The sequence below is a fragment of the Mycobacterium sp. genome (assembly GCF_032161845.1).
Classification (GTDB): domain Bacteria; phylum Actinomycetota; class Actinomycetes; order Mycobacteriales; family Mycobacteriaceae; genus Mycobacterium.
Genome location: NZ_JAVRQA010000425.1, coordinates 1 through 22,940 on the forward strand (window position 1 = coordinate 1; position 22,940 = coordinate 22,940).

Below are 22,940 nucleotides of genomic sequence, written 5' to 3' on the forward strand. Positions count from 1 at the left end.
ACGTCGAGCCCGCACTCGAATCGCGGACCGGCGATGACTCGGCATTTGCCCGCGTTGGTGGGATTACCCGGTTGTGGCGGCGCACGACCGGCGTACCCGCGCCGATCGTCGCTTCGGTCACGGGCTAAATTCGCTCTAGATTTCACGCTCATCGCAAGCCACTGACCTAGGAGCCGTCATGCCCGAAGCCGTCATCGTTTCGACCGCCCGTTCGCCGATCGGCCGCGCGGTCAAGGGATCCCTCGCCACCATGCGCCCCGACGACCTGGCCGCCCAGATGGTGCGCGCCGCACTGGAGAAGGTGCCGTCGCTCGATCCCCGCGACGTCGACGACCTGATGATGGGCTGCGGGCAGCCCGCGGGCGAGGCCGGGTACAACATCGCCCGCGCCGTTGCCGTTGAGCTGGGCTATGACTTCATGCCGGGCACCACCGTCAATCGATACTGCTCGTCGTCGCTGCAGACCACCCGGATGGCGTTCCACGCGATCAAGGCCGGCGAGGGCGACGTGTTCATCTCCGCTGGCGTCGAGACGGTTTCCCGCTTCGGCATCGGAGCCGCCGATGGCGCCCCAGACAGCAAGAACTCGCTGTTCGACGTGGCGCAGGAACGCACCGCCTCGCAGTCCGCTGGCGCAGACGAATGGCACGACCCACGCAACGATGGACTGGTGCCGGACGTGTACATCGCGATGGGCCAGACCGCCGAGAACGTCGCGCTGTTCACCGGCATCAGTCGCGAGGATCAGGACCACTGGGGCGTCCGCAGCCAGAACAAGGCCGAAGAGGCCATCAACAACGGCTTCTTCGAGCGCGAAATCGTGCCGGTGACGCTGCCCGACGGCACCGTGGTGTCCACGGACGACGGTCCGCGCGCCGGCACGACCTACGAGAAGATCAGTCAGCTCAAGCCCGTCTTCCGGCCGAACGGCACCATCACGGCGGGCAACGCGTGTCCGCTGAACGACGGCGCGGCCGCGGTCGTGATCATGAGCGACACCAAGGCCAAGGAGCTGGGGCTGACTCCGTTGGCGCGCATCGTCTCGACGGGTGTGTCGGGCCTCTCGCCGGAGATCATGGGCCTTGGCCCCATCGAGGCCATCAAGAAGGCACTGGCCAAGGCGGGCAAGAAGATCTCGGACATCGACCTGGTCGAGATCAACGAAGCGTTCGCCGTCCAGGTGCTGGGCTCGGCGCGCGAACTCGGCATCGACGAGGACAAGCTCAATGTGTCCGGCGGTGCGATCGCGCTCGGTCACCCGTTTGGCATGACCGGTGCCCGCATCACCGCCACGCTGCTGAACAACCTTGCGACCCACGACAAGACGTTCGGCATCGAGTCGATGTGTGTCGGCGGTGGCCAGGGCATGGCAATGGTCGTCGAGCGCCTCAGCTAGCCCCCGTCGACAACTAATCCCTTCGACGTCGAGATAGCGCTGACAGTCCGATCGCGCGCCAATTCTGACTGTCAGCGCTATGTCGATAGCCACGCCCGCTGCACGCGGCGCAGAACGTCGGCTTCGCGTTCGCCCGCGACCACCCGAATGTGCTTCCACCGAAGGTGCGCAATGTATTCCGAGCGGATGACGTCCTTGCGCCACCGGGACTTTTCACGATGGTCATCACCGTCGTACTCCACGGCGATGAGCTTGTCCTCCCATCCCATGTCGAGCCGGTAAATGGGATAGCCGTCCGGCCCGAGTAGCGGAATCTGAGTCTGCGGCCGTGGATAGCCGGCACGGATCAGGAGTAGCCGCAACCACGTCTCCTTCGGAGATTCCGCACCGGCGTCGACGAGGTCCAGGACGCGTGAGATCCGGCGCAACCCCCTGACGTGCGGGTGCCCCGATGCGAGTTCCAATACGTCCGCTGCCTTGAAATGCGTTGCACGAGCTAGTGCGTCGAGCCGGGCGACGGCATTGACGATGGAGCCGCGGCGGGCGAGGTCGAATGCAGTGCGCTCGGCGATCGTCAGTGGCAGGCCACTAGGACGCACAGTCGTTTCGCCGTCCAACAGGGTGTCGCGGCGAGTCACCACGCCGGTAGCCGCCCGGTTGTTGGCCCAAATCAGTTCAACCGGCGTATCGACGTCGACCCATTCCGCGCCGAGGAGCGCCGAGGCAGCAGCTCCCGCGATGACACCTTCCCGCCCCGTCCACAACCAGCTGGCGGTGATCCGCTCGCACAGCGTGGGCTCCGCGGTCAACGAGCCGTAGACGTCGGGAAGCAGCCGCCGGTAGCGGCGCCTGAGGTCGTTCGCGCTGAGCTCACCCGCGGCAACCGCCTCGCTGCCGATGAAGATGGAATCCACCATCGCAACATGCCTGCGGCATGTGCGACGCCGCCGAATTCATCCACAGCCCCGTTGAGATAGCGCTGACAGTCGAATATCGCGACGCTAGTGACTGCCAGCGCTATCTCAACGGGGCGGCGGACACCTAGGCAAAGAGAAAGCCCGCTCGCCAAGGCGAACGGGCTTTCCGGGCAGGGCTGCTAGTCGTTCTGGAAGTAACTGAGCAGCCGCAGGATTTCGAGGTACAGCCAGACCAGCGTCACGGTCAGCCCGAGCGCGATGCCCCAGCCTGCCTTCGACGGAACTCCGGCGCGAACCATCTGGTCGGCAGCGTCGAAGTCGATCAGGAAGCTGAACGCCGCGAGCGCAATGCAGAGTAGCGAGAAGCCGATGGCGATGGGGCCACCGCTGCGCAGACCGAAGCCGTCGCCGCCGCCGACGCCGAACATCGCCATGACGAAGTTCAGCAGCATCAGGGCCAGCACACCGAACATGCCCGCGATGACCATGCGGGTGAGCTTCGGCGTGACGCGGATGGCACCCGTCTTGTAGACGACCAGCATGCCGAAGAACACGCCGAGCGTGCCGACGATCGCCTGCGCGATCATGCCCACGCCACCGGTCGAGTACAGGTTGGCGATGATGAACGACACCGCACCGAGGAACAGGCCCTCGAGCGCCGCGTAGCTCAGCACGATCGCCGGGTTGTCCTGCTTGCGACCGAAGGTGGCAATCAGGACCAGCGCCAGGCCGCCGAGGGCGCCGACGAGGCTGAACGGCGTCGCAAGGGCGATGTTGCCCTGCACCAGGTAGTAGGAGACCGCTGCGACGGCGGTGAGGACCGCCAGCGTGATGCCGGTCTTGGTGACGACGTCGTCGATGGTCAGCGGCCGGGAAACCTGGCTCGACTGGTCGGTGTACGGCTGGGCCGCGTACGGGTCAGCCTGTACCGCTGCCGCGCCGTAGCCGGCGGCACCGGTACCGAATTGGGCATATCCGCCCTGCTGCTTGGGCAGGGAACGGAAAACCGGGTTGCTGCTCTCGCGCACCGTCGGTTCCTCTCTTGTGCAGTTGGCTCGTCAAGTGACGAACAATGGGTCAACGTGCGGCGACTCGGACCGGTTCCCGGCCTTGTCTCTGAAACTGTGAACTTCTTGAGAAACGTTACCCGTGTCGCTTGGACCTGGGGTGACGATCTAGATTGCAAGCCGTGGCAGAAAACGAGGACATCCTAGTAAAAGTCGAGAACGGCGTCGGTTTGGTCACGCTGAACAGGCCAAAGGCCATCAACTCGCTTACCCACGGCATGGCCACCGAACTTGAGAGGGCTCTCAGGAACTGGGAGGGCGACGACTCCGTGCACACCGTGCTACTGACCGGCGCCGGTGAGCGCGGCTTGTGCGCAGGCGGCGACGTCATCGCGATCTACCACAGCGCCAAGGCCGATGGCGCCGAGGCGCGGTCGTTCTGGCACGACGAGTACGTCCTCAACGCCTACATCGCCGAATATTCCAAGCCGTACGTCGCGATCATGGACGGCATCGTGATGGGCGGCGGCGTCGGCGTCGCCGCGCACGGCAGCGTCCGCATCGTCACCGACACCACGAAGATGGGCATGCCCGAGGTCGGCATCGGCTTCATCCCCGACGTCGGCGGCACCTACCTGCTGTCGCGCGCGCCAGGACGACTCGGCCTGCACGCTGCACTGACGGGCGCGCCGTTCTCCGGAGCCGACGCCATCGCGATGGGCTTTGCCGACCACTTCGTCCCCCACGCCGAGCTGAGCGAGTTCACCGCAGCGATCGTCAAGGACGGCGTCGACGCGGCGCTGTCCACGTTCGCAATCGAACCGCCCGCGAGTCCCCTTCTGGCGCAACGGCACTGGATCGACGAGTGCTACGCGGGCGAGACGGTCGTCGACATCGTCGCCGCGCTGCGCGGGCACGACGCAGGCCCCGCCATCGACGCCGCCAACCTCATCGACGGCCGATCCCCCATCGCGGTGGCGGTGACACTGCAGGCGGTGCGACGAGCCGCGGATCTAAAGACCTTGAAAGACGTACTGCGCCAAGAGTTCCGAACGTCCTGCGCCGCCCTGCGGTCACACGACCTGGTGGAAGGCATCCGCGCTCTGCTCGTCGACAAGGACCGCGATCCGAAGTGGTCACCGGCCACGCTGGCATCGTGCTCACCGGATGCCGTCGAGGCATATTTTGAATCAGCCAACCCGGACCTGACGTTCCCCGATGAGGAGAAGCAATGAGCTACGAAACGATCCTGGTCGCCCGCGAGGGCCGCGTCGGGACCATTACCCTGAACCGGCCGAAGGCACTCAATGCCCTCAACAGCCAGGTGATGGTCGAACTCACCACCGCCGCAGCTGAATTCGATGCCGATGCCGGTATCGGCGCGATCATCGTCACCGGTAACGAGAAGGCCTTCGCCGCGGGCGCCGACATCAAGGAGATGGCCGACCTGTCGTTCGCCGACGTCTTCTCGGCCGATTTCTTCGCAACGTGGTCCAAGTTCGCGGCCACCCGCACCCCCACCATCGCCGCCGTCGCGGGGTACGCCCTCGGTGGTGGCTGCGAGCTCGCGATGATGTGCGACATCCTGATCGCCGCCGACAGTGCCAAGTTCGGCCAGCCGGAGATCAAGCTCGGCGTACTACCGGGAATGGGCGGTTCGCAGCGGCTCACCCGCGCCATCGGCAAGGCGAAGGCGATGGACCTCATTCTGACGGGACGCACCATCGATGCGGCGGAGGCCGATCGCAGCGGTTTGGTGTCGCGCGTCGTACCCGCCGACTCGCTGCTGGACGAGGCCAACGCCACTGCCGCCACCATCGCTGGGATGTCGCTTTCGGCGTCGCGGATGGCCAAGGAAGCCGTCAACCGGGCGTTCGAATCGACGCTCGCAGAAGGACTTCTCTACGAGCGGCGGCTCTTCCACTCGGCGTTCGCCACCGATGACCAGACCGAGGGCATGGCAGCCTTTACCGAGAAGCGCCCACCGGAGTTCACGCACCGTTAAAGTGCGTTCGTGACAGACCCGACGAGCACCAGGGCCGACGGCGCCGACGAAGCGGCCATCGTCGAATCCGAACCTGCTGCACCGCCGCCGAAGCCGGACTGGTGGGTCCGGCACTACACGTTCGTCGGCACCGCGCTCGGACTGGTGTTCATCTGGCTGTCGCTGACGCCGTCGCTGCTCCCCCGCGGGCCCCTGTTCCAAGGCTTGGTGAGCGGCGCGGCGGGCGCGATCGGTTACGGCCTCGGCGTCTTCAGCGTGTGGCTGGTCCGCTACCTGCGTTCGAAGGAGACGAGCCCGTCGGCGCCGCGGCGAGCGTGGATCGCGCTGGTCGTGGTCGGCATCATCGGCCAAACGCTGGCGGTGATCTGGTTCCACGTCTGGCAGGACGACGTCAGGGACTACATGGGCGTTCCGCGGATGGACTTCTGGGACCACCCGCTGACCGCCGCGCTATCGATCGTCTTCCTCTTCGCGTTCGTCGAACTCGGTCAGCTGGTCGGCAAGTTGGTGCGGTTCCTCGTCAGACTGCTCGACCGCGTTGCGCCGCCAAGGGTTTCGGCCGTCGTGGTGGTCACCCTGCTTCTCGTCCTGACCATCGCGTTGCTCAACGGCGTGGTGGTGCGGTTCGCGATGAGCACGCTGAACAACACCTTCGAGTCGGTCAACAACGAGGAGGACCCCGACAACCCCGCCCCGACGAGTCCGCTGCGCTCGGGCGGACCCGAGTCACTGGTCAGCTGGTCGTCGCTCGGTCATCAGGGCCGCGTCTTCGTCGGCAACGGACCGTCGGTCGAGGACCTCGCGAAGTTCAATGGCGCAGGAGCAGTCGAACCGATCCGTGTCTACGCCGGCCTGAACTCTGCGGAGGGATTCAAGGCGGGCGCCGAGCTCGCCGCCCGCGAACTACAGCGCACCGGGGGGCTCGATCGCGCAGTGGTCGCGGTGGCCAATACGACGGGCACCGGCTGGATCAACGAGGCCGAGGCGTCCTCGCTCGAGTACATGTACAACGGCAACACCGCGATCGTGTCGATGCAGTACTCGTTTCTACCGAGCTGGTTGTCGTTCCTCGTCGACAAGGAGAACGCGCGCCAATCCAGCCAGGCGCTCTTCGAGGCCGTCGACGAGTTGGTTCGCGCGATGCCAGAGGCCAAGCGTCCCAAGCTGGTGGTGTTCGGCGAGAGCCTCGGCTCGTTCGGTGGCGAGGCGCCGTTCCTGTCGCTGAACAACCTCATTGCGCGTACCGACGGTGCCCTGTTCTCCGGCCCGACGTTCAACAACACGATCTGGACCGACCTGACCGCCGACCGCGACGCCGGTTCACCGCAGTGGCTGCCCATCTACGACAAGGGCGAGTACGTCCGGTTCGCCGCCACGGCCGAGAACCTCAGTCGGCCACCGGACCCGTGGGGCCACCCGCGCGTGGTGTACCTGCAGCACGCGTCCGACCCGATTGCGTGGTGGAACCCCGATCTGCTGTTCAGCAAGCCGGACTGGTTGCGCGAACCTCGGGGTGACGGCGTCTCACCCGAGATGGAGTGGATCCCCGTGGTGACGTTCCTGCAGGTGTCCGCCGACATGGCGGTGGCCGTCGACGTCCCGGACGGTCACGGCCACGTCTACGTGCGCGACGTGGCGAATGCGTGGGCGGCGATCATGCAGCCGCCGGGGTGGACGCCCGAGAAGACCGCGAAGCTACGGCCGCTGCTGCGTTCCGACGAGTGATTCGCTGAGCCGGTCGAGCACTCCCGCCGCCTTGAGGGCGTGGTAGCCGCCGATCACGTCGGTGGCGCGGTGCAGGCCAAGGTCGACGAGCGATGCCGCCGCCAGGCTCGACGTGTAGCCCTCTGAGCAGAGCACCAGCCACTCGACGTCGTCGTCGACGGCTTCCGGGCGCCGGGCTTCGCTGGTGGGGTCGCAGCGCCATTCGAGCACGTTGCGCTCGATGATCAGTGCGCCGACGACCTCTCCCTCGAGGGCCCGCTGCGCGGCAGGCCGAATGTCGACGAGCAGGGCGCCGCGGTCCAAGGCCCTCGGCACGTCGGCGGCCTCGATCCGGGTCAGCTTGTCGCGCGCGGCCTGCAGAACGGCGTCGATGCGGGCCACTAGTCCCCCTCCGGCTTGTCCGTCAGCTCGGTCCGGTCCCGACGAAGGGTGTTCCGACCGGTGACCTCGTAGTACGACATCGCCGTCAACGGCGGCGAGTACGCGTGCACGCTCAGGGTAGGCACGGTAGACGAGGTAATCTGCAGCGGCTCCGATGGCGCCCACACGACGTCGTGCACCCAGCCGAGCGGGAAGCCGGCCTGGTCACCGGCGCGAAGTCGTCGCTCACGCAATGCATCTCCGTCCCAACGCGTTTCGACGAGCGCACCCGAGACGACGGTGAGTGCACCCAGTGACCCGCCGTGGTCGTGGAGTTCGGTGGAGCGCTCCGGCACCCAGCTGATGAGCCAGACGTCGAGTTCGTCGTCGCCGTGCAGCCGGGTGAACCAGCGTTCATCGGTGGACGGTCCGCCGGCGGGCAGGACGTGGTCGTAGCGACCGGACAGCACGTGGTCGGCGGCGACGTCGGTCGCCTGTAGCAGATCGGGTACGCGCAGCCGAGTCGGCGCGACGACGGACGGAACGGAGGAGACGGCAAGAGACATGTGAAGGGAACTCCAGGTGGACCGGGAAGAGGGGTCGATCAGGGGGCGGGCGTCAAGCCCGACAACACTCCCGACAGAAGGTCCGTTCCAACACGCTGGCGAGTGTTGCATAGATTGGCGGCATGCGCAGCTACCCGATTCTCGCCGCGGCAGCCGCGGCGGCCCTCCTCGCCGCGTGCACGTCGGGACCCGACGGTGGCAACGCCACGTCCTCGTCATCGGTGGCGGCCAGCACCTCGACGGCGACGACCACGACGAGCCTGCAGACCCATACCGCGGCGCCGGGAGCAACGGGCGTCTCCCCCAACGGCGTCACCACCGCGGTCGGCACCCCCGCGGAATCGACCGAGGACGAGTACTTCCAGGCCTGCCACGCTGCGAAGGTGTGGATGGTGGCGCAGGGCGGCGAGCAGAAGGCTCAGTTCGAGCCGTATTTGGAGAGCCTGCAGAAGTCGGACGCCGCAGGGCCCGGCACGTTTGGCACGCCATGGTCACAGCTGACGCCGGCTCGTCAGTCAGCCGTCATCGTCGCGGCCGACGCCGCCGCGGACGATCTCTGCGGCTGACGACCTTTTAATCACGCGGGTCGGAAGTGCCTCCATCGGGTGCGCCGGGCCGCTCCGCGATCCAGCGTCGACCGCGGTCCAGGGCCTCGTTCAGCGCGCCGAACACCCGGCTGGTGGCAGGCACGATGCCGCCAGGCCCCAGCAGGTCGTCGACGCCGCCGCGCTCGAGCACCTTCGCGGCGGCCGGGCTGACTCCTGCGATCAGCAGTCGCCCGCCGTTGGCCTGCAAATCGGTCGACCACTTTCGCAGCGCGCGGATGACCTTCGAGGACGGCACGTCCGGAAGGGTTCCCATACTGAGGACGACGACGGCGCTGGTGCTGTCGGCGACCCTCGGCCACTCCTCGTCGATGCGCGGCACCTCCGAGAACAGGCCGACGCCGGCGTAGTGCAGAACCGTCACCTCACTGCTGGGGCAGGACGCGGGCACCGGACCGACTTCCCAGCCGCCGTCGCCGGTGGGAACCAGCGCGACCAGACGCGCCGACTGCGACGCCTTGGTGCAGTAGAGCACCAGCGAGGTGATGGCACCGATGACGATCGCTTGGTGCAGCGGCAATTCCGTCGTCGCAACGAACGTGATCACCATGGCCACCGCCGACAGCGGCGCGGTGCGCAGTACCAGCTTGATGTCGGCCCAACGCCCCTGGATCAACTCGATGCCGATGACGAGGACCAACCCGCCGATGACGGGCATCGGGATCAACTCGGCGAGCGAGCCGGCCAGCACGACCAGCAGGATCAGCCAAACACCCGCGAAGACGCCTGCCCAACGCGTCTGCGCGCCCGCCGACACCGACACTCCGGTGCGCGACAGGGAGCCGCCGGTGGGCAGGGCACCAACGAAGCCACCGGCCAGGTTCGCCGCGCCCTGCGCGACGAAGTCCCTCGAGGTGTTCGGCCGACTGCCATCCGGGTTGGGCACCGCCGCCGCGATTCCCGCTGCCTGCGCCAGCCCCACCAGCGCGACGGCAAGGCCGCCGCCCAGCAGAACGGGAATGGCCCCGAAGTTTGGTAATACCAAGGGCGGCAGCGCATTCGGCACAGACGAGATGGCGCCGACGTCCTCGACGTCTACGCGCAGGACGACGACGGCCACCGTCACCACGACGAGAGCGATCAGGATCGCGAACGCCTCGAGTCGCTTGATCAGATGGAATACCAGCCACACGGCGACCGTCGCGAGGGCCACCAGGCAGGGCGCCACCTGCCACGACCCCACGTTCGCGAACGCCTCGACGAACTTGCGAATCGTGTTGTGACTCTGCGGTCGGTATCCGGTGGCGTCGGTGATCACTCCGGCGACGATTTGCACCGCGATGCCCGTGGTGAAGCCCGTCATCACGGCGTTGGAGACGAAGTTCATGATCGAGCCGAACCGCAACAGCCCGAACAGCATCATCACGACCCCGACGACGAGCACCAGAGCCGCGACGTTCGCCGGATCCGTCGGGTCTAGCCCGGCGGCCGTCAGCACGCTGCGGGACGTCAGCGCCAGCGCACTGGTCAGCGTCGTCACCATCAAGACGGTCCTGGCGAAGACCGAGCCGATGACCGTGGAGACCATGCCCGAATAGAGACCGGCGACCGGGTTGAAGCCGCCGATGCTGGCGTACGCCATGCCCTCGGGAATCGAGAACAAACCGGTGACGAGGCCTGCGACGACGTCCTTGAACCTGGGCCTGCCGAGTTTGCCGGCCGCCTCACGCAATCGGGTACGCGTTGGTGCCCCGTCCGTCACCGCGCCAACATTGCCATGGGCACCACCGCACCGGGCCCGAATACTAAGCCGCGCAAACAGTTAGCGCGACTACGCGTTTGTGGTGCACATCACAAAATCAGGTACGATGTGTCCCTCATCACTCTTGGAGGGTCAATGATCGGACCAGACAACGGCAAGCTGGGTAAGCCCCGGACTGCTTTGCCGCCTGCCGCCGGTGGGTCGATCAACGGCATGCGGGTGGTCATGGCCATCCTGCTGTTCGTCATCGCCGTCGGCGCCATCATGGGCGTCGTCGTTGCTCTCTCCAGCGGACAACCGACGGTGGCCATCATCGTCGGATTGGTCGCCGCCGCATTCTTCGCCAGGGTGGGCTGCTAGTCCGCTACCCCCCACACCAGGCAGAACGGATGTCCTGCCGGGTCCCGGTACACCCGGAAGTGGTCTTCGCCAACCGCATCAGTCACGCGAGTTGCGCCCAGCGCCAACACCTTTGACTCCGCCTCGTCGACGTCTGTCACTTTGATGTCCAGATGGAACTGCTGCGACCCACGCGGGTCAGGGAACCGTGGCGGCTGGTGGTCGGGCGACAGCTGAAACGCGAGCCGCCTGCCTGTCGGGTCGGTGAGCACGACCCAGGTGTCGTCCTCGGCAACCAGTTCCCCACCGAGGACGGCCTCGTAGAACTGCGCCAATTGCTGCGGATCTTTGGTGTCGAGGACGACGGAGCGAAGTTTTCCGATCATGTTCGGCAGGGTTGCCGTTTTCGCGACGACGTAACGCGACGACAATGAATTCATGCGAGTGGCGCTTTGTCTCGGAAGCGGTGGTGCCAGGGGGTACGCCCACATCGGGGTGATCAACGAACTGCACGACCGTGGGCACGAGATCGTCGGCATCTCGGGGTCGTCCATGGGCGCGCTCGTCGGCGGGCTCGAAGCCGCTGGCAAGCTCGACGAGTACACGGCGTGGGCTACCTCCCTGACCCAACGTGCGGTACTGCGTCTGCTCGACCCGTCGTTGACCTCCGCAGGCGTGCTGCGTGCCGAGAAGATCCTCGACGCCGTCCGCGCGATCCTCGGTGACGCCGTCATCGAGGAGCTTCCGATCCCGTACACGGCGGTGACGACGGATCTGATCGCGGGCAAGTCCGTATGGTTACAGCGCGGGCCGGTCGACGCGGCCATCCGCGCATCGATTGCGATCCCTGGGGTGATCAAGCCGCATGTGCTGGACGGCCGCCTGCTCGCCGACGGAGGCATCCTCGATCCGCTGCCGATGGCGCCGATCGCCGCGGTGAACGCCGATCTGACCATCGCGGTCAGCCTCAGCGGCGACACCCCCAAGCGCACGGCGCAGGGTGCAGAGCCCGAATTGGGTGCCACCACCGAGCTGCTCAACCGAATGTGGCGCAGCACAACGGCTCTGCTGGACACGACGACGGCCCGCATGCTGCTCGACAGCCCGACCGCCAAGACGGTGTTGAGCCGTTTCGCCAACGACGGCGTGGAGACCGACGACCACGACGACCACACCGAATCCGCGGTGCCGAAGCTCGGCGGTTTCGAGGTACTGAACCGCGCCATCGACATCGCGCAGTCGGCCCTGATGCGCCACACCCTCGCGGCCTATCCGCCCAACCTTCTGATCGAGGTCCCGCGCACTGCGGCACGGAGCCTGGAGTTCCACCGCGCGGAGGAGGTCATCGACATCGGCCAGGAACTGGCTGCCGCCGCATTGGACACCCTGGTGCCGCGGACCTCACCCGCCTAGGAATTGGGCCAGTCGCGCCGCCACGCCCCTGCCCTGTTCTCGACCGGCCGTCGCCGCCGGAACCCGACACGCCGGATCGAGGGGGTTGGGTCCGAACGCGGTGATCGACGCGTCGTCGGCGTAGACCGCCAAGGCCTGACCGGGGAAGGCGGCGATCTCGGCGACCGCGCCGTCACCGAAGGGTGACGGCGCCGTCTCACTCGACGGCACCAGCACGACGACGGCATCGCAATCCGCCGCGGCCGACATGTTGACGCTGCTGCCGACCCCGCCGTCCATGAAGCGGCGTGCGCCGACGGTCACCGGCGGCCAGACCCCGGGGACCGCGCAGCTGGCCGCCACGGCATCGACGAGGGGGATGCCCGCGTCGCGGTCGATGATCACCAGCTCACCAGTCGCGATGTCGATGGCGGTGAGCCGAAGCACCCGGTCGGGCCATTCCCACGAGGGCAGCCGGTGCTCGATCACGGCCCTGCGCAGTGGCTCGGCGACGGTGTCGGCGGCGGCCGCGATCGCGCCGATGCGTTGCAGCTTCTGCTCCTTCGTCGCTCCGTCGGGCGTCGTCAATGCCGTCATGAACAGCTCGGTGATGTCGTCGATGCTCGCCATGGGGTCGAGTTCGTGAGTGTCGGCCGCAACCTGGGCGGCGAAGAGTTCGTCGAGGCTGGTGCCGCTGCCGATCTGGGCGGCCACCGCCGACCCGGCCGACGTGCCGAGCAGAACGTCGGCGTCGAGAATCGCGCGAGCCACCGCGGGCGCCTCGTCGGCGATGCCTTGCAGGATGCCGGTCTCCCACGCGATGCCAGCAAGTCCGCCACCGGCCAGCACCAGTCCACGTTTGGTCACAGGAGCCGAGTGTGCCAGGTGATGAAACCCGAGCCGCTCAGCCCACCAGCTGGTTCGAGAGCTCCTCGAGCGACTGCCTGGCATAGCCGAGCCAGAGCTTGCCGAACACGGGCAGCACCGGGGCCGCGAGCGCGGACCGCGGGTGAATCGTCCAGCGCCAGGTGACCTTCGTGCCGGTGCCTACGGTCTCGAACGCCCACAGGCCCTCGACGTGATCCACGATCGGCGCCAGCGGGCCCTTGACGTCGGACAGCGTGTAGCCGAACGACGCGGGCGCGTCGTAGGAGGTGAGCTCCTCGCGCATGCTGCCGCCACCCGTCAGCACGACGGTGCGGGTCTTTCCGACCGCATCCCAGTCGCCGGTCTGGTCCCGGACCGCCTTGATCGGCGGAATGGGCCCGTACCAACGGTGGAAGAGCGCGGGAAGCGGGACCGGCACGGTTCCGTCGAACGCGGCCTGCAGGGAAACGGGTATCGCCCTTGATTGCTCTACGACCATCGGCTGCGCCATGATGGGAATGGTACCCCCGGGTACCGCGACACGCGACGAAAGGGAGCGGCATGGTCGAGACGATGAGGGCACAGCGGTTATACGCCGAGTCCAAAGAGATTGCGGTGGAAGACGTTCCGATCCCCGAACTGGGCCAGGGCGAGGTTCTCGTCAAGGTGGCGTTCTGCGGTATCTGCCATTCCGATCTCAGCCTCATCAACGGTACGTTCCCCTCGCAGCTGCCGGTGGTGACGCAGGGTCACGAAACCTCGGGCACCGTCGCCAAGCTCGGCCCCGGCGTCACCGGATGGTCCGAGGGCGACCGCGTGGTGGTGGCCGCTGGACGCCCGTGTCTCGACTGCGTGAACTGCAGGCGCGGCGACGTCTCGAACTGCCTGCGGATCCGCCTGATGGCGTTCGCCTACGACGGTGGCTGGGCGGAATACACCGTCGCACAAGCGTTCGGGCTCACCAGGATTCCCGACAACGTGTCCCTCGAGCAGGCCGCGATCCTGGCCGACGCGGTGTCGACGCCGTACGGCGCGGTGGTGCGAACGGCCGATGTCGGCATCGGCGAGTCCGTCGGCGTCTGGGGTGTCGGCGGTCTCGGCACCCACATGGTCCAGCTGGCCCGCCTGGTCGGTGCTGCACCGATCATTGCCGTGGACATCAAGCCCGCGATTCTGGACCGGGCGCTCGCCGTCGGCGCCGATTACGCGTTCGACGCCCGCGACGGCGACCTCCACGCCAAGATCGCCGATGCCACCGGCGGCCGCAACCTCGACGTCGCGTTCGACGCGGTCGGATTGACGTCCACGTTCGAGCAGGCGCTGAACAGCCTGACGGTCGGCGGCCGGTTGGTCGGCGTCGGAATGAGCGCCGACGCCCCCACCATCGGGCCGACGTCGATCTTCAATCTGTTCAAGCGACAGGTGCTCGGCCACCTCGGCTACCAGAACGCCGACATCGGCACACTGGCCAACCTGGTGTCGTTGGGCCGCCTCGATCTGTCGCGGTCGATCAGCGACATCGTGCCGCTCGAGGACGTCGCCAAGGGCATCGAGAAACTCGAAAGGGGCGACGGCGACCCCATCAGGATCTTGGTGCAACCGTGACGGACCTGGCCGGCACATTCCCGGGTCGCTCCGCTCCTGCCCTCCGAGGCCGCGTCGCACTCGTCACCGGAGCGTCGGGCGGCATCGGGACGGCCATCGCCCGGCGGCTGGCCGACGACGGCGTCGACCTGTGCCTGTCGTACGGGCGGCATGGCGAGGATGCCGAGGCCGTCGGCGCGTATGCACGGGAGCGGGGCCGACGGGTCACCGTCACCTCCGCCGACCTGTCCGATCCCGCGGCGCCCGCAGCCCTGGTCGCGCACGCCGTTCGCGAGCTCGGCGCGGTGGACCTGCTCGTCGCCAACGCGGGAACCGCGGACATAAGGGGTTGGCAGAACATCGATCTCGAGTCCTGGAATGCGACGATGGCGGTGAACCTGACCGCGCCGTTCCTGCTGGCGCAACAGGTGCTGCCGGGCATGGTCGAGCGGCAGTTCGGCCGCATTCTGTTCGTGTCGTCGGTCGCCGCGTTCACCGGTGGCGTGGTCGGCGCTCACTACGCGGCGAGCAAGGCCGGCTTACACGGACTCATGCATCACCTCGCCCCGCGCGTCGCCGCCGACGGCGTCACGGTGAATTGCCTTGCCCCCGCGTTGGTGGGCGACACCAAGATGTTCCCCGCGGACCTCGAGACCGGCGCACCGCCGGTTCCGATTCCGGTCGGCCGGATCGGCAGGCCCGACGAGATGGCAGACATGGCGGTGACCATGCTGCGCACCGGCTACCTCACGAACAAGGTGATCACCGTCGACGGCGGCCTCCTGCCGCGTTAGCACCCTTCGCGGGGTGGTCAGCGAAGGTGCGGCGCCGCCTTGCCACTGATCAACGGCAGATCGAGGTAGGTGGCGATACCCGGCTCGGCGGCACACACCGCCGGTATCGAGTTCACGCAGTGCGCCGCCGTCGCGACGATCCCGTTGTTGCTCTCCAGGCCTTCCGCGACACTCTCCGGCTGGAAGCCCTTGATCGTGACGGTGAAGTCGGGATTGCCCTTGCACTCCATTTCGTAGCGCTCGCCCGCGGGGCCGAAAGTCCATGCGGGATCGAGGTTGTCCTGACCCATGAACCAGTTGACGGTGACGCGGACGACCACCTCGTCACCGACGAGGGCTTCCCAGTGAAACTTGCGGGCAGCCACCTGTCCCGGCTGGATGGCACCCATCGGCGAGTCGATCGGTGCGGTGGCGACCGCGATCTCCTGGGTGGCTCGGACCTTGGGGTCGGCGGCGAAGCCCATCTCGTCGACGCACATCCGGACGGACTGGATGAACCCGCCGTCGAGCAGCTTCTGCATTGGCCCCGTCAGCGCCTTCTCCGGAGTGTCGCCGAAACCCATCACATACCGCAGAACGTCCGGCGCGTCGTAGGTACGCAGGTCCGAGAACTCTTCGGCGCGAACGAATGTCACACCGGTGGACATGATGGAGAACAGCAGCGGGAACTTCTCGCTGATGCCGCCGGGCGCGATGCCGGTGCCGTGCAGGGTGACGCCACCCTCGATGGCGGCCGCCCGCATCGGGGCCGCCTCCTTCTCACCGGGGTAGAACCAGCCGACGGGGGTGACGACGTTCTTGCCGGACCGCAACAGGGCCGCGACCTCGTCGGGGTTGGGCATCAGGGGCGAGTAGATGACGGCGTCCGCGTCGAGATCGAGGATGTCGTCGACGTCGTTGGTGGCGGTCACTCCCAGCGGAGCACCGCCGACGATCTCGCCGACGTCCTTGCCGCTCTTGGCTTCCGAGTGCACCCAGCAGCCCGCCAACTCGAGATCGGGATGGGACAGCACACCCTTGATCGCGGCGACGCCGACTCCGCCGGTCGCCCACTGCACCACTCGCAACGCCATCGGGCACTCCTCTCGCGGCGAGAAACTAGAACACGTTCTACCCAGATGTACACCACCGGGCATCGCCGGACTGCACAATTGCCAGTGATGGTTCTCAACTTCGGCGTCCTCGGCCCGTTGCAGATGACTGCGAACGGTGAGCCGCTGGCACTTGGCACGCCCAAACAGCGAGCTGTACTCGCCATGCTGGTGATGAGCCGCAACCGTCCGGTCAGCAGTGAGTCGCTGGTCAACGCCGCGTGGGAGCAGTTCCCGCCGCCCGAACCGAAGGCCGGCCTGCACACGTACATCTCGAACCTGCGCAGGCTCGTCGCGGGTGCCGGCCTCGACGCGAAGGCCGTGCTGGCCAGCGCGGCGCCCGGTTATCGACTTGCCGTCGCCGATGCCGAGTGCGATCTGGGCCGCTTCGTCGCCCACAAGACCGCCGGTGTTCAGGCGGCCGCGGCCGGCCAGTTCGAACAGGCCAGCAGGCACCTGTCGGATGCGTTGGCCCAGTGGCGCGGACCCGTGCTCGACGACCTCCGCAACTTCGAGTTCGTCGACCCCTTTGCCACCGCGCTCGTCGAGGACAAGGTCGTGGCACACACCGCGCACGCTGAGGCCGAGATCGCTTGCAACCGTGGTCATGCCGTTGTCGGGATACTGGAGTCGCTCGTCGGTGAGCATCCGTACCGCGAGCCGTTGTGGACGCAACTGATCACCGCGTACTACCTCAGTGAACGCCAATCCGACGCGCTGGACGCCTTTCAGCGGCTCAAGTCGGCGCTTGCCGAGGATCTCGGCATCGACCCGGGACCGTCGGTGCGTGCGCTGCACGAACGGATCCTGCGGCAGGAGCCGCTGAACGCCAAGAAGGCCGCCCAGACCACCGCCGTGCACAAGGTTCACCACATGGACATGCGGACCGCGGTCGGCACGCAGACCGCCACCGCACATCTCCGCGCCGCGTCGGGTCGAATCCATCCGCTTCTGGCGGCCGCCACCAGAATCGGCAGGCTCCCCGACAACGAGATCGTGCTCGACGACCCGAACGTCAGCCGCCACCACGCGGTCATCATCGACACCGGCACCAGCTACGTCATCACCGACTTGCATTCGGCCAACGGCGTAGATGTCCACAACCAGCGGATTCGTGGCACGGCGACGCTCGGCCACGACGATCGGATCCGCATCTGCGACCACGAGTTCACCTTCGAGATCCGCAGGCCGGCGCCTGAGTAGTCCCCGAACTTCCGCTGAGGCATTCGCAGTTGGTTCCTCGGTAGGCACCGTCACCAGGCATTAAGGTGACTGCTGGCACGCGGGGCAAGTGCCACATTTTGGGCGCAAGGAGACAGCAGATGACCGAGCCGAAGTCGCGCGAAGGCACGATGTTTGGCCACTACCGCCTGCTGCGGCTCATCGGCAAGGGCGGCATGGGCGAGGTCTACGAGGCCGAGGACACCGTCAAGGACCGCGTCGTCGCCCTGAAGCTGCTCCCCGAGGGCGTCTCCCATGACTCGGTGTTCCGCAAACGCCTTCAGCGTGAGGCACATTCGGCCGGACGGCTGCAGGAGCCGCACGTGGTGCCGATCCACGACTATGGCGAGATCGACGGCGTGCTGTTCGTCGACATGCGCATGATCAACGGATCGGACCTCCGGAAGCTGCTGAAGAACTTCGGCCCGATGACGCCGGCCCGCGCCGTCGCGATCGTGCGGCAGGTGGCGTCCGCGATCGACGCTGCGCACGAGAGCGGCATCATGCACCGCGACGTCAAGCCGGAGAACATCCTGATCACCAGGGACGACTTCGCGTACCTGGTGGACTTCGGCATCGCCAACGCGGCGACCGACGAGAAACTGACCGAGCTCGGCACCGCCGTCGGCACGTACGCGTACATGGCACCGGAGCGCTTCACCAACGACGAGGTGACCTACCGCGCCGACATCTACGCGCTGGCCTGTGTGCTCTACGAATGCCTCGCCGGTGCGCAGCCGTTCGGCGGCGACAGCGTCAGCGTCGTCATCACGGCACACCTGATGCAACCGATCCCCCGGCCCAGCGTCGAACGCCCAGGAATTCCAACGGCATTCGATGACGTGATCGCCCGCGGCATGGCGAAGAAGCCAAGCGAGCGGTTCGCCACCGCAGGCGATCTGGCGACCGCGGCCACCGACGCACTGACGCTGCGCGACCAGGATCAGGCGGCGACGATTCTGCAGCGCAGCGAGGCGGCGACGATGCCAGAGGGCGTGCCGTTGGGTCAGGGGGCGACGATGGCCGCCCCGCCACCGACCGTTCCGCCGTCGTACACACCTCCATTCGGGGCGACGCCGCCGCCAGGGGCAACACCCCCGCCCTATCCGGTGACCCCGCCGCCCATGCCGGTTGGTGCGACGCCCGGGGCCTTCCCGACGACCCCGCCGCCTCCCCCGCCGCCGCAGCAGTACGGGTTCGCCGGTCCGCCGTCGTGGAACCAGCCCCCGCCGGGCTCGAATGGCCCTGGCGGCAAGAAGACTCCGTGGGTGCCGATCGTCGTGGTGCTCGCAGTGCTGATCCTTGCACTTGGCGCGATCGGCACGTTCCTGCTCACCAGATCTGACAGCGCGGACAGTCCGACGGTCACGACGTCGAAGAAGACGACCACCGAACGCGAGAAGCCGTCGACCACCCGCACCACTACGCCCAGAACGACGGACTCCGGCGATCCCAACGGCTTCGACGCTCAGCTGATGGCTCTGATTCCGGCCAACTACCCGACGACCGTGTGCGAGAAGGCGATTCCGCCTGCGCCGGGTGCGCTGGCCACGGTCGACTGCCGCCAGTCGACGCAACCCGGCGGTCCCGCCGCCGCGCGGTACTCGATCTTCGCGAACAAGGACACGCTCGACAAGCAGTTCGACTCGTCGATCAAGGAGAACGAGGAACTGGTGCGCTGCCCAGGCGCGGACGCCGACTCACCGATCACCTGGCATTACAAGGCCACCCCCGACGCGGTCGCAGGCTCGATCGCGTGCGGCACGTACCAGGGCAACGCCGACATCGTGTGGACCCAGGAGGACGACCTGCTGTTGGCCGACGTGCAGAGCGCCAACATCGACGAACTGCACGACTGGTGGTTGAACTACAGCTGACCATGTTCGTTCGCCGCTGCCGCTGTTATGTTGCTTCGAAACGCAGCGTAGCGAAGGGGTAGGCCGTGGCCAGCAACAAGAACAGAGTGTTCGTCGTCGGTGTCGGGATGACGAAGTTCGAAAAGCCGGGCCGCCGCGAGGGGTGGGACTACCCGCAGATGGCCAAGGAATCGGGCACCAAGGCGCTCGACGACGCGGGCATCTCCTACGACGCCGTGGAGCAGGGTTACGTCGGATACTGCTCGGGCGACTCGACGTCCGGTCAGCGCGCGCTCTACGAACTCGGCATGACGGGCATCCCGATCGTCAACGTGAACAACAACTGTTCCACCGGCTCCACCGCCCTGTACCTGGCCGCCCAGTCCATCCGCGGCGGGCTGGCCGACTGCGTCATCGCGCTCGGCTTCGAGAAGATGCAGCCCGGCTCGCTCGGTGGTGGCGCCGAGGATCGCGAGTCCCCGTTGGGCAACCACGTCAAGGCGTTGGCCGCCATCGACGAGTTCGCCTTCCCGGTGGCGCCGTGGATGTTCGGCGCGGCGGGCCGTGAGCACATGAAGAAGTATGGAAGCACCGCGGAGCACTTCGCGAAGATCGGCTACAAGAACCACAAGCACTCGGTGAACAACCCGTACGCGCAGTTTCAGGAGGAGTACAGCCTCGACGACATCCTGGGCGCCAGGATGATCTCCGACCCGCTGACGAAGCTGCAGTGCTCGCCGACTTCGGACGGGTCGGGAGCGGCCATCGTGGTCAGCGAGCAGTTCGTCGACGACCACGGCCTCGCAGCTCAAGCCGTCGAGATCGTCGGCCAGGCCATGACCACGGACTTCGCCAGCACCTTCGACGGCAGTGCCGCCAACATCATCGGATATGACATGAACGTCCAAGCCGCCAAACAGGTTTACGACCAATCGGGTCTCGGCCCCGACGACTTCCAGGTCATCGAGTTGCACGACTGCTTCTCGGCCAACGAGCTGCTGTTGTACGAGGCGCTTGGACTGTGCGGTGAGGGCGAGGCACCCAAGCTGATCGACGACGGCGACACCACCTACGGCGGGCGCTGGGTGGTCAACCCGTCGGGCGGGTTGATCTCGAAGGGCCATCCGCTCGGCGCGACCGGGTTGGCGCAGTGCGCCGAGCTGACCTGGCAGTTGCGTGGGACCGCCGACAAGCGTCAGGTCGACGGCGTGACCGCCGCTCTGCAGCACAACATCGGCCTTGGCGGCGCTGCCGTCGTCACGGCGTACCAGCGCGCCGAACGCTAGTCCTGCCGAACAGTCCGACGAGCAGTCGCAAAAGCCCCTCAATTGGCCCGAACGAGGGGCTTTTACTGGAGCCGCTTTGCGGACTGCTCGCGGGTTTCGTGGACCTCGTAGACACCGTCGGCGTGCCTGGCGCGGATGGTCTTCTTGTCGTACTTGCCGACGCTGGTTCTCGGAACCTCGTCGACGAACGTCCACCGTTCGGGCAGCCACCAGCGAACGACCTTGTCCGCCAGGAACTCTCGTAGCTCGGCCGGAGTTGCCTCGACGCCTTCGTTGAGCACGACGGCGGCCAGGGGGCGCTCCTGCCAGCGCTCGTCGGGCACGCCGACCACGGCGGCCTCCAACACGGCCGGATGCGCGATGAGGTGGTTCTCCAGTTCGACCGATGAGATCCACTCGCCACCGGACTTGATGACGTCCTTGGCGCGGTCGGTCAGGGTCACGTAGCTGAGCGGGTCGATCCGACCGACGTCACCGGTGCGCAACCAGCCGCCGGCGAACTTGGAGTCGTCGCGATTCTGGTAGTAGGACCCGGTGATCCAGGGGCCACGAACCTCTACCTCGCCCACCGCCTTGCCGTCGTTCGGCAGCGGTTCGCCGGCATCGTCGACGATGCGGACCTCGACGCCACACATCGGCCTGCCCTGAGTCGACCGCAGTGCCCAGTGCTCTTCTTCGGAAACGCCAGGAGGCGGCCATGCCATCGTCGCCACCGGCGACGTCTCGGTCATCCCCCACAGTTGACGAATCTGGACGTCGAACTTCTCCTCGAACGCCCGCATCAGCGATACCGGCACCGCCGACCCACCGCACGAGACCAGCCGCAGCGACGAGATGTCATGGCCGGGTGACGATTCCAAGCAATGCATGACGTCGTTCCAAATCGTTGGCACCGCGCCTGCCACGGTGGGCCGTTGCGTCTCGATGGCGTCGATGACCGACTTCGCATCGAGGAAGCGGTCGGTCAGCACCAGGTCGGCGCCCGCCATCAGCGATGCGTATGGCAGCCCCCAGGCGTTGGCGTGGAACATCGGCACTACCGGCAGCACCGAGTCCTCGGCACCGATCCCAAGGGCGTTGGCGGAGCACGTGCTCATGGCGTGTAGATAGCTCGAACGATGGCTGTAGACAACGCCTTTCGGATTTCCCGTGGTACCGCTGGTGTAGCACATCGCGGCCGCGTCGGTCTCGACGATCTCCGGCCAGTCGAACTCGTGGGACTGCACCGCCAGCACCTCGTCGAAGCGCACCACGGCCTTGCCGGACGCCGTCAGCGGTGCGAGATCGCCGTCGCCGACCGCAATCACGGTGTGCACGGTGTCCAGCAGCGGTAGCACCGGCTCGAGCTGGGCCGTCAACGAGAGGTCGGCGATGATCACCTTGTCCTCGGCCTCGTTGGCGATGTAGGCGATCTGCTCCGGCGACAGCCGGATGTTCAGCGTGTGCAGTACCGCGCCCATGGACGGCACCGCCAGGTACGCGGCGAGGTGCTCGGCGTTGTTCCACATGAACGTGCCGACCCGGTCGTCGCCCGTGATGCCCATTTCTCGCAACGCATTCGCCAGCCTGGCGACCTGCTCACCCAATTCTCGGTAGGTGCCGGTGCGGTAGCTACCCCCGCCCGTGGCGGTGGTCACCGTGCGATCGCCGTTGACCTCGCAGGCGTAGCGCATGATCGTCGTGACGGTGAGCGGAACGTCCTGCATCGTGCTCTGCATCTGAAGTCCTCCCGTTGGCCGCGATGCTAATGGCGTCGACGGCGAAAGTTCGCGGTTCGAACAGAGCCGGGAGTGCAACGAATCCGCTGCCAACGGCGATGTAGGGGTGAAGGATTCCTCCAAAGACAGGGGGCGCAGATGCGTCCATCAGCGATTCTCACCACATTGGTCACTTCTGCCGCAGCAGTATGCGTTTCCCTCGTCATCCCGTCCGCGGTTGCGCACGCGGACCAGAGTGCGCAGGAGACCATCGGTCAACTCCAGGCCGAGGGCTTCACCGTGAACGTCGACCGGGTCGGCAGCGGCCGGATCGACGATTGCGTCGTCACCAGTGTCCGCAATCCGCAGGACCAGACCCGCAACATCCGCGACTACTACGGCCCGCGAGACGTGAACGGCAACCGCAAGTACCGCATCATCGAGATCGTCGTCAGCCGATCGATCTCCGTTTCGCTGGACTGCACCGCCTGAGTCGCTACACAGCAATGGAGTTCCACTAGCGAGGAATG

General features: G+C 66.8%; 23 protein-coding genes and 1 pseudogene. 14 read left to right on the forward strand and 10 right to left on the reverse strand.

The genetic code is table 11. The features are described from left to right. Together QOD90_RS23080 and QOD90_RS23085 are read left to right on the forward strand one after the other, a co-directional pair. Positions 1–128 (forward strand): annotated as a pseudogene (locus QOD90_RS23080) (SGNH/GDSL hydrolase family protein); the annotation flags it as partial. A 50-nt stretch (positions 129–178) separates the two neighbouring features. Further along, positions 179–1,396, forward strand: a complete 1,218-nt coding sequence (locus QOD90_RS23085; protein WP_526353436.1) for an acetyl-CoA C-acetyltransferase — start codon at positions 179–181, stop codon at positions 1,394–1,396. Positions 1,397–1,473: 77 nt separating this feature from the next. Here QOD90_RS23085 and QOD90_RS23090 read toward each other — a convergent pair whose 3' ends face one another. After that, positions 1,474–2,313 (reverse strand): putative endonuclease domain-containing protein, encoded by an 840-nt coding sequence (locus tag QOD90_RS23090; protein WP_526353438.1) that lies wholly within the window; start codon positions 2,311–2,313, stop codon positions 1,474–1,476. Between the two features lie 179 nt (positions 2,314–2,492). Continuing rightward, entirely contained in the window at positions 2,493–3,341 is an 849-nt protein-coding gene (locus QOD90_RS23095; protein ID WP_526353440.1) for a Bax inhibitor-1/YccA family protein, read from the reverse strand. Between the two features lie 161 nt (positions 3,342–3,502). On the opposite strand from QOD90_RS23095, the gene QOD90_RS23100 reads away from it, so the two are divergent. From QOD90_RS23100 to QOD90_RS23110, 3 genes are read left to right on the forward strand one after another with little or no spacing between them, the layout of a single operon-like run. Beyond that, a complete protein-coding gene (locus tag QOD90_RS23100; RefSeq protein ID WP_526353442.1) occupies positions 3,503–4,555 on the forward strand; it encodes a 3-hydroxyisobutyryl-CoA hydrolase in 1,053 nt (350 codons plus the stop codon). Then, positions 4,552–5,325 (forward strand): enoyl-CoA hydratase, encoded by a 774-nt coding sequence (locus tag QOD90_RS23105; protein WP_526353444.1) that lies wholly within the window; start codon positions 4,552–4,554, stop codon positions 5,323–5,325. Before QOD90_RS23100 ends, QOD90_RS23105 begins: the two co-directional genes overlap by 4 nt. Positions 5,326–5,334: 9 nt before the next feature. Continuing rightward, complete coding sequence (locus QOD90_RS23110) at positions 5,335–7,050, forward strand: alpha/beta hydrolase (RefSeq protein ID WP_526353446.1); 1,716 nt, start codon at positions 5,335–5,337, stop codon at positions 7,048–7,050. Here QOD90_RS23110 and QOD90_RS23115 read toward each other — a convergent pair. Together QOD90_RS23115 and QOD90_RS23120 are read right to left on the reverse strand one after the other, a co-directional pair. Then, entirely contained in the window at positions 7,021–7,431 is a 411-nt protein-coding gene (locus tag QOD90_RS23115; RefSeq protein WP_526353448.1) for a rhodanese-like domain-containing protein, read from the reverse strand. The genes QOD90_RS23110 and QOD90_RS23115 overlap by 30 nt on opposite strands. Next, positions 7,431–7,976, reverse strand: a complete 546-nt coding sequence (locus tag QOD90_RS23120) for a cysteine dioxygenase (protein ID WP_526353450.1) — start codon at positions 7,974–7,976, stop codon at positions 7,431–7,433. The genes QOD90_RS23115 and QOD90_RS23120 overlap by 1 nt, the downstream gene beginning before the upstream one ends. A gap of 122 nt (positions 7,977–8,098) precedes the next feature. Between QOD90_RS23120 and lpqV the strand changes: the two genes are divergently transcribed. Next, the gene (gene lpqV / locus QOD90_RS23125; protein WP_526353452.1) at positions 8,099–8,542 is read left to right on the forward strand and encodes a lipoprotein LpqV; all 444 of its coding nucleotides are present in this window, start codon (positions 8,099–8,101) and stop codon (positions 8,540–8,542) included. A 7-nt stretch (positions 8,543–8,549) separates the two neighbouring features. Here lpqV and QOD90_RS23130 read toward each other — a convergent pair whose 3' ends face one another. Next, positions 8,550–10,283, reverse strand: coding sequence for a solute carrier family 23 protein (locus QOD90_RS23130; protein ID WP_526353454.1), 1,734 nt, complete (start codon positions 10,281–10,283; stop codon positions 8,550–8,552). Positions 10,284–10,418: 135 nt separating this feature from the next. Here QOD90_RS23130 and QOD90_RS23135 point away from each other — a divergent pair, with 135 nt between their 5' ends. After that, positions 10,419–10,643: a hypothetical protein gene (locus QOD90_RS23135; RefSeq protein ID WP_526353456.1), complete on the forward strand. Its 225-nt coding sequence runs from the start codon at positions 10,419–10,421 to the stop codon at positions 10,641–10,643. On the opposite strand, the gene QOD90_RS23140 is transcribed toward QOD90_RS23135, so the two are convergent. After that, positions 10,640–11,008 carry a VOC family protein gene (locus QOD90_RS23140; protein WP_526353457.1) on the reverse strand — a complete coding sequence of 123 codons (369 nt, stop codon included), beginning with the start codon at positions 11,006–11,008 and terminating at the stop codon, positions 10,640–10,642. The two genes, QOD90_RS23135 and QOD90_RS23140, sit on opposite strands and share 4 nt — an antisense overlap. 52 nt (positions 11,009–11,060) lie before the next feature. On the opposite strand from QOD90_RS23140, the gene QOD90_RS23145 reads away from it, so the two are divergent. Continuing rightward, positions 11,061–12,035 carry a patatin-like phospholipase family protein gene (locus QOD90_RS23145; RefSeq protein WP_526353459.1) on the forward strand — a complete coding sequence of 325 codons (975 nt, stop codon included), beginning with the start codon at positions 11,061–11,063 and terminating at the stop codon, positions 12,033–12,035. Here QOD90_RS23145 and QOD90_RS23150 read toward each other — a convergent pair. Both QOD90_RS23150 and QOD90_RS23155 read right to left on the reverse strand, forming a co-directional pair. Continuing rightward, entirely contained in the window at positions 12,024–12,881 is an 858-nt protein-coding gene (locus QOD90_RS23150; protein WP_526353461.1) for a patatin-like phospholipase family protein, read from the reverse strand. The genes QOD90_RS23145 and QOD90_RS23150 overlap by 12 nt on opposite strands. A gap of 37 nt (positions 12,882–12,918) precedes the next feature. After that, positions 12,919–13,392 (reverse strand): SRPBCC family protein, encoded by a 474-nt coding sequence (locus QOD90_RS23155; RefSeq protein WP_526353463.1) that lies wholly within the window; start codon positions 13,390–13,392, stop codon positions 12,919–12,921. Between the two features lie 50 nt (positions 13,393–13,442). Between QOD90_RS23155 and QOD90_RS23160 the strand changes: the two genes are divergently transcribed. Both QOD90_RS23160 and QOD90_RS23165 read left to right on the forward strand, forming a co-directional pair. Then, positions 13,443–14,486 carry a zinc-binding dehydrogenase gene (locus QOD90_RS23160; RefSeq protein ID WP_526353465.1) on the forward strand — a complete coding sequence of 348 codons (1,044 nt, stop codon included), beginning with the start codon at positions 13,443–13,445 and terminating at the stop codon, positions 14,484–14,486. Further along, entirely contained in the window at positions 14,483–15,259 is a 777-nt protein-coding gene (locus QOD90_RS23165; protein WP_526353467.1) for an SDR family NAD(P)-dependent oxidoreductase, read from the forward strand. The genes QOD90_RS23160 and QOD90_RS23165 overlap by 4 nt, the downstream gene beginning before the upstream one ends. Before the next feature lie 17 nt (positions 15,260–15,276). Here QOD90_RS23165 and QOD90_RS23170 read toward each other — a convergent pair whose 3' ends face one another. Beyond that, positions 15,277–16,332 carry an NAD(P)H-dependent amine dehydrogenase family protein gene (locus tag QOD90_RS23170; RefSeq protein ID WP_526353469.1) on the reverse strand — a complete coding sequence of 352 codons (1,056 nt, stop codon included), beginning with the start codon at positions 16,330–16,332 and terminating at the stop codon, positions 15,277–15,279. A gap of 87 nt (positions 16,333–16,419) precedes the next feature. Between QOD90_RS23170 and QOD90_RS23175 the strand changes: the two genes are divergently transcribed. From QOD90_RS23175 to QOD90_RS23185, 3 genes are all read left to right on the forward strand, one after another. Further along, positions 16,420–17,553: a BTAD domain-containing putative transcriptional regulator gene (locus tag QOD90_RS23175; protein ID WP_526353471.1), complete on the forward strand. Its 1,134-nt coding sequence runs from the start codon at positions 16,420–16,422 to the stop codon at positions 17,551–17,553. Between the two features lie 119 nt (positions 17,554–17,672). Further along, entirely contained in the window at positions 17,673–19,448 is a 1,776-nt protein-coding gene (locus tag QOD90_RS23180; RefSeq protein WP_526353473.1) for a serine/threonine-protein kinase, read from the forward strand. Positions 19,449–19,513: 65 nt separating this feature from the next. Further along, on the forward strand, positions 19,514–20,713 hold the full coding sequence (locus QOD90_RS23185) for a thiolase family protein (RefSeq protein ID WP_526353474.1): 1,200 nt from the start codon (positions 19,514–19,516) through the stop codon (positions 20,711–20,713). A gap of 62 nt (positions 20,714–20,775) precedes the next feature. Here the strand turns inward: QOD90_RS23185 and QOD90_RS23190 are convergent, their stop codons facing one another. Next, complete coding sequence (locus tag QOD90_RS23190; RefSeq protein WP_526353475.1) at positions 20,776–22,431, reverse strand: long-chain fatty acid--CoA ligase; 1,656 nt, start codon at positions 22,429–22,431, stop codon at positions 20,776–20,778. A gap of 138 nt (positions 22,432–22,569) precedes the next feature. On the opposite strand from QOD90_RS23190, the gene QOD90_RS23195 reads away from it, so the two are divergent. Further along, positions 22,570–22,902, forward strand: coding sequence for a hypothetical protein (locus tag QOD90_RS23195; protein WP_526353477.1), 333 nt, complete (start codon positions 22,570–22,572; stop codon positions 22,900–22,902). Positions 22,903–22,940: the final 38 nt, after the last annotated feature.

What these genes read in the sequence shown, in the direction of transcription:
- QOD90_RS23160 (WP_526353465.1), top strand. Translation starts at nt 13,443, where the DNA reads ATGGTCGAGACGATGAGGGCACAGCGGTTATACGCCGAGTCCAAAGAG.
- QOD90_RS23190 (WP_526353475.1), bottom strand. Translation starts at nt 22,431, where the DNA reads ATGCAGAGCACGATGCAGGACGTTCCGCTCACCGTCACGACGATCATG.
- QOD90_RS23180 (WP_526353473.1), top strand. Translation starts at nt 17,673, where the DNA reads ATGACCGAGCCGAAGTCGCGCGAAGGCACGATGTTTGGCCACTACCGC.
- QOD90_RS23090 (WP_526353438.1), bottom strand. Translation starts at nt 2,313, where the DNA reads ATGGTGGATTCCATCTTCATCGGCAGCGAGGCGGTTGCCGCGGGTGAG.
- QOD90_RS23170 (WP_526353469.1), bottom strand. Translation starts at nt 16,332, where the DNA reads ATGGCGTTGCGAGTGGTGCAGTGGGCGACCGGCGGAGTCGGCGTCGCC.
- QOD90_RS23140 (WP_526353457.1), bottom strand. Translation starts at nt 11,008, where the DNA reads ATGATCGGAAAACTTCGCTCCGTCGTCCTCGACACCAAAGATCCGCAG.
- lpqV (WP_526353452.1), top strand. Translation starts at nt 8,099, where the DNA reads ATGCGCAGCTACCCGATTCTCGCCGCGGCAGCCGCGGCGGCCCTCCTC.
- QOD90_RS23175 (WP_526353471.1), top strand. Translation starts at nt 16,420, where the DNA reads ATGGTTCTCAACTTCGGCGTCCTCGGCCCGTTGCAGATGACTGCGAAC.
- QOD90_RS23145 (WP_526353459.1), top strand. Translation starts at nt 11,061, where the DNA reads ATGCGAGTGGCGCTTTGTCTCGGAAGCGGTGGTGCCAGGGGGTACGCC.
- QOD90_RS23120 (WP_526353450.1), bottom strand. Translation starts at nt 7,976, where the DNA reads ATGTCTCTTGCCGTCTCCTCCGTTCCGTCCGTCGTCGCGCCGACTCGG.
- QOD90_RS23155 (WP_526353463.1), bottom strand. Translation starts at nt 13,392, where the DNA reads ATGGCGCAGCCGATGGTCGTAGAGCAATCAAGGGCGATACCCGTTTCC.
- QOD90_RS23105 (WP_526353444.1), top strand. Translation starts at nt 4,552, where the DNA reads ATGAGCTACGAAACGATCCTGGTCGCCCGCGAGGGCCGCGTCGGGACC.
- QOD90_RS23135 (WP_526353456.1), top strand. Translation starts at nt 10,419, where the DNA reads ATGATCGGACCAGACAACGGCAAGCTGGGTAAGCCCCGGACTGCTTTG.
- QOD90_RS23195 (WP_526353477.1), top strand. Translation starts at nt 22,570, where the DNA reads ATGCGTCCATCAGCGATTCTCACCACATTGGTCACTTCTGCCGCAGCA.
- QOD90_RS23085 (WP_526353436.1), top strand. Translation starts at nt 179, where the DNA reads ATGCCCGAAGCCGTCATCGTTTCGACCGCCCGTTCGCCGATCGGCCGC.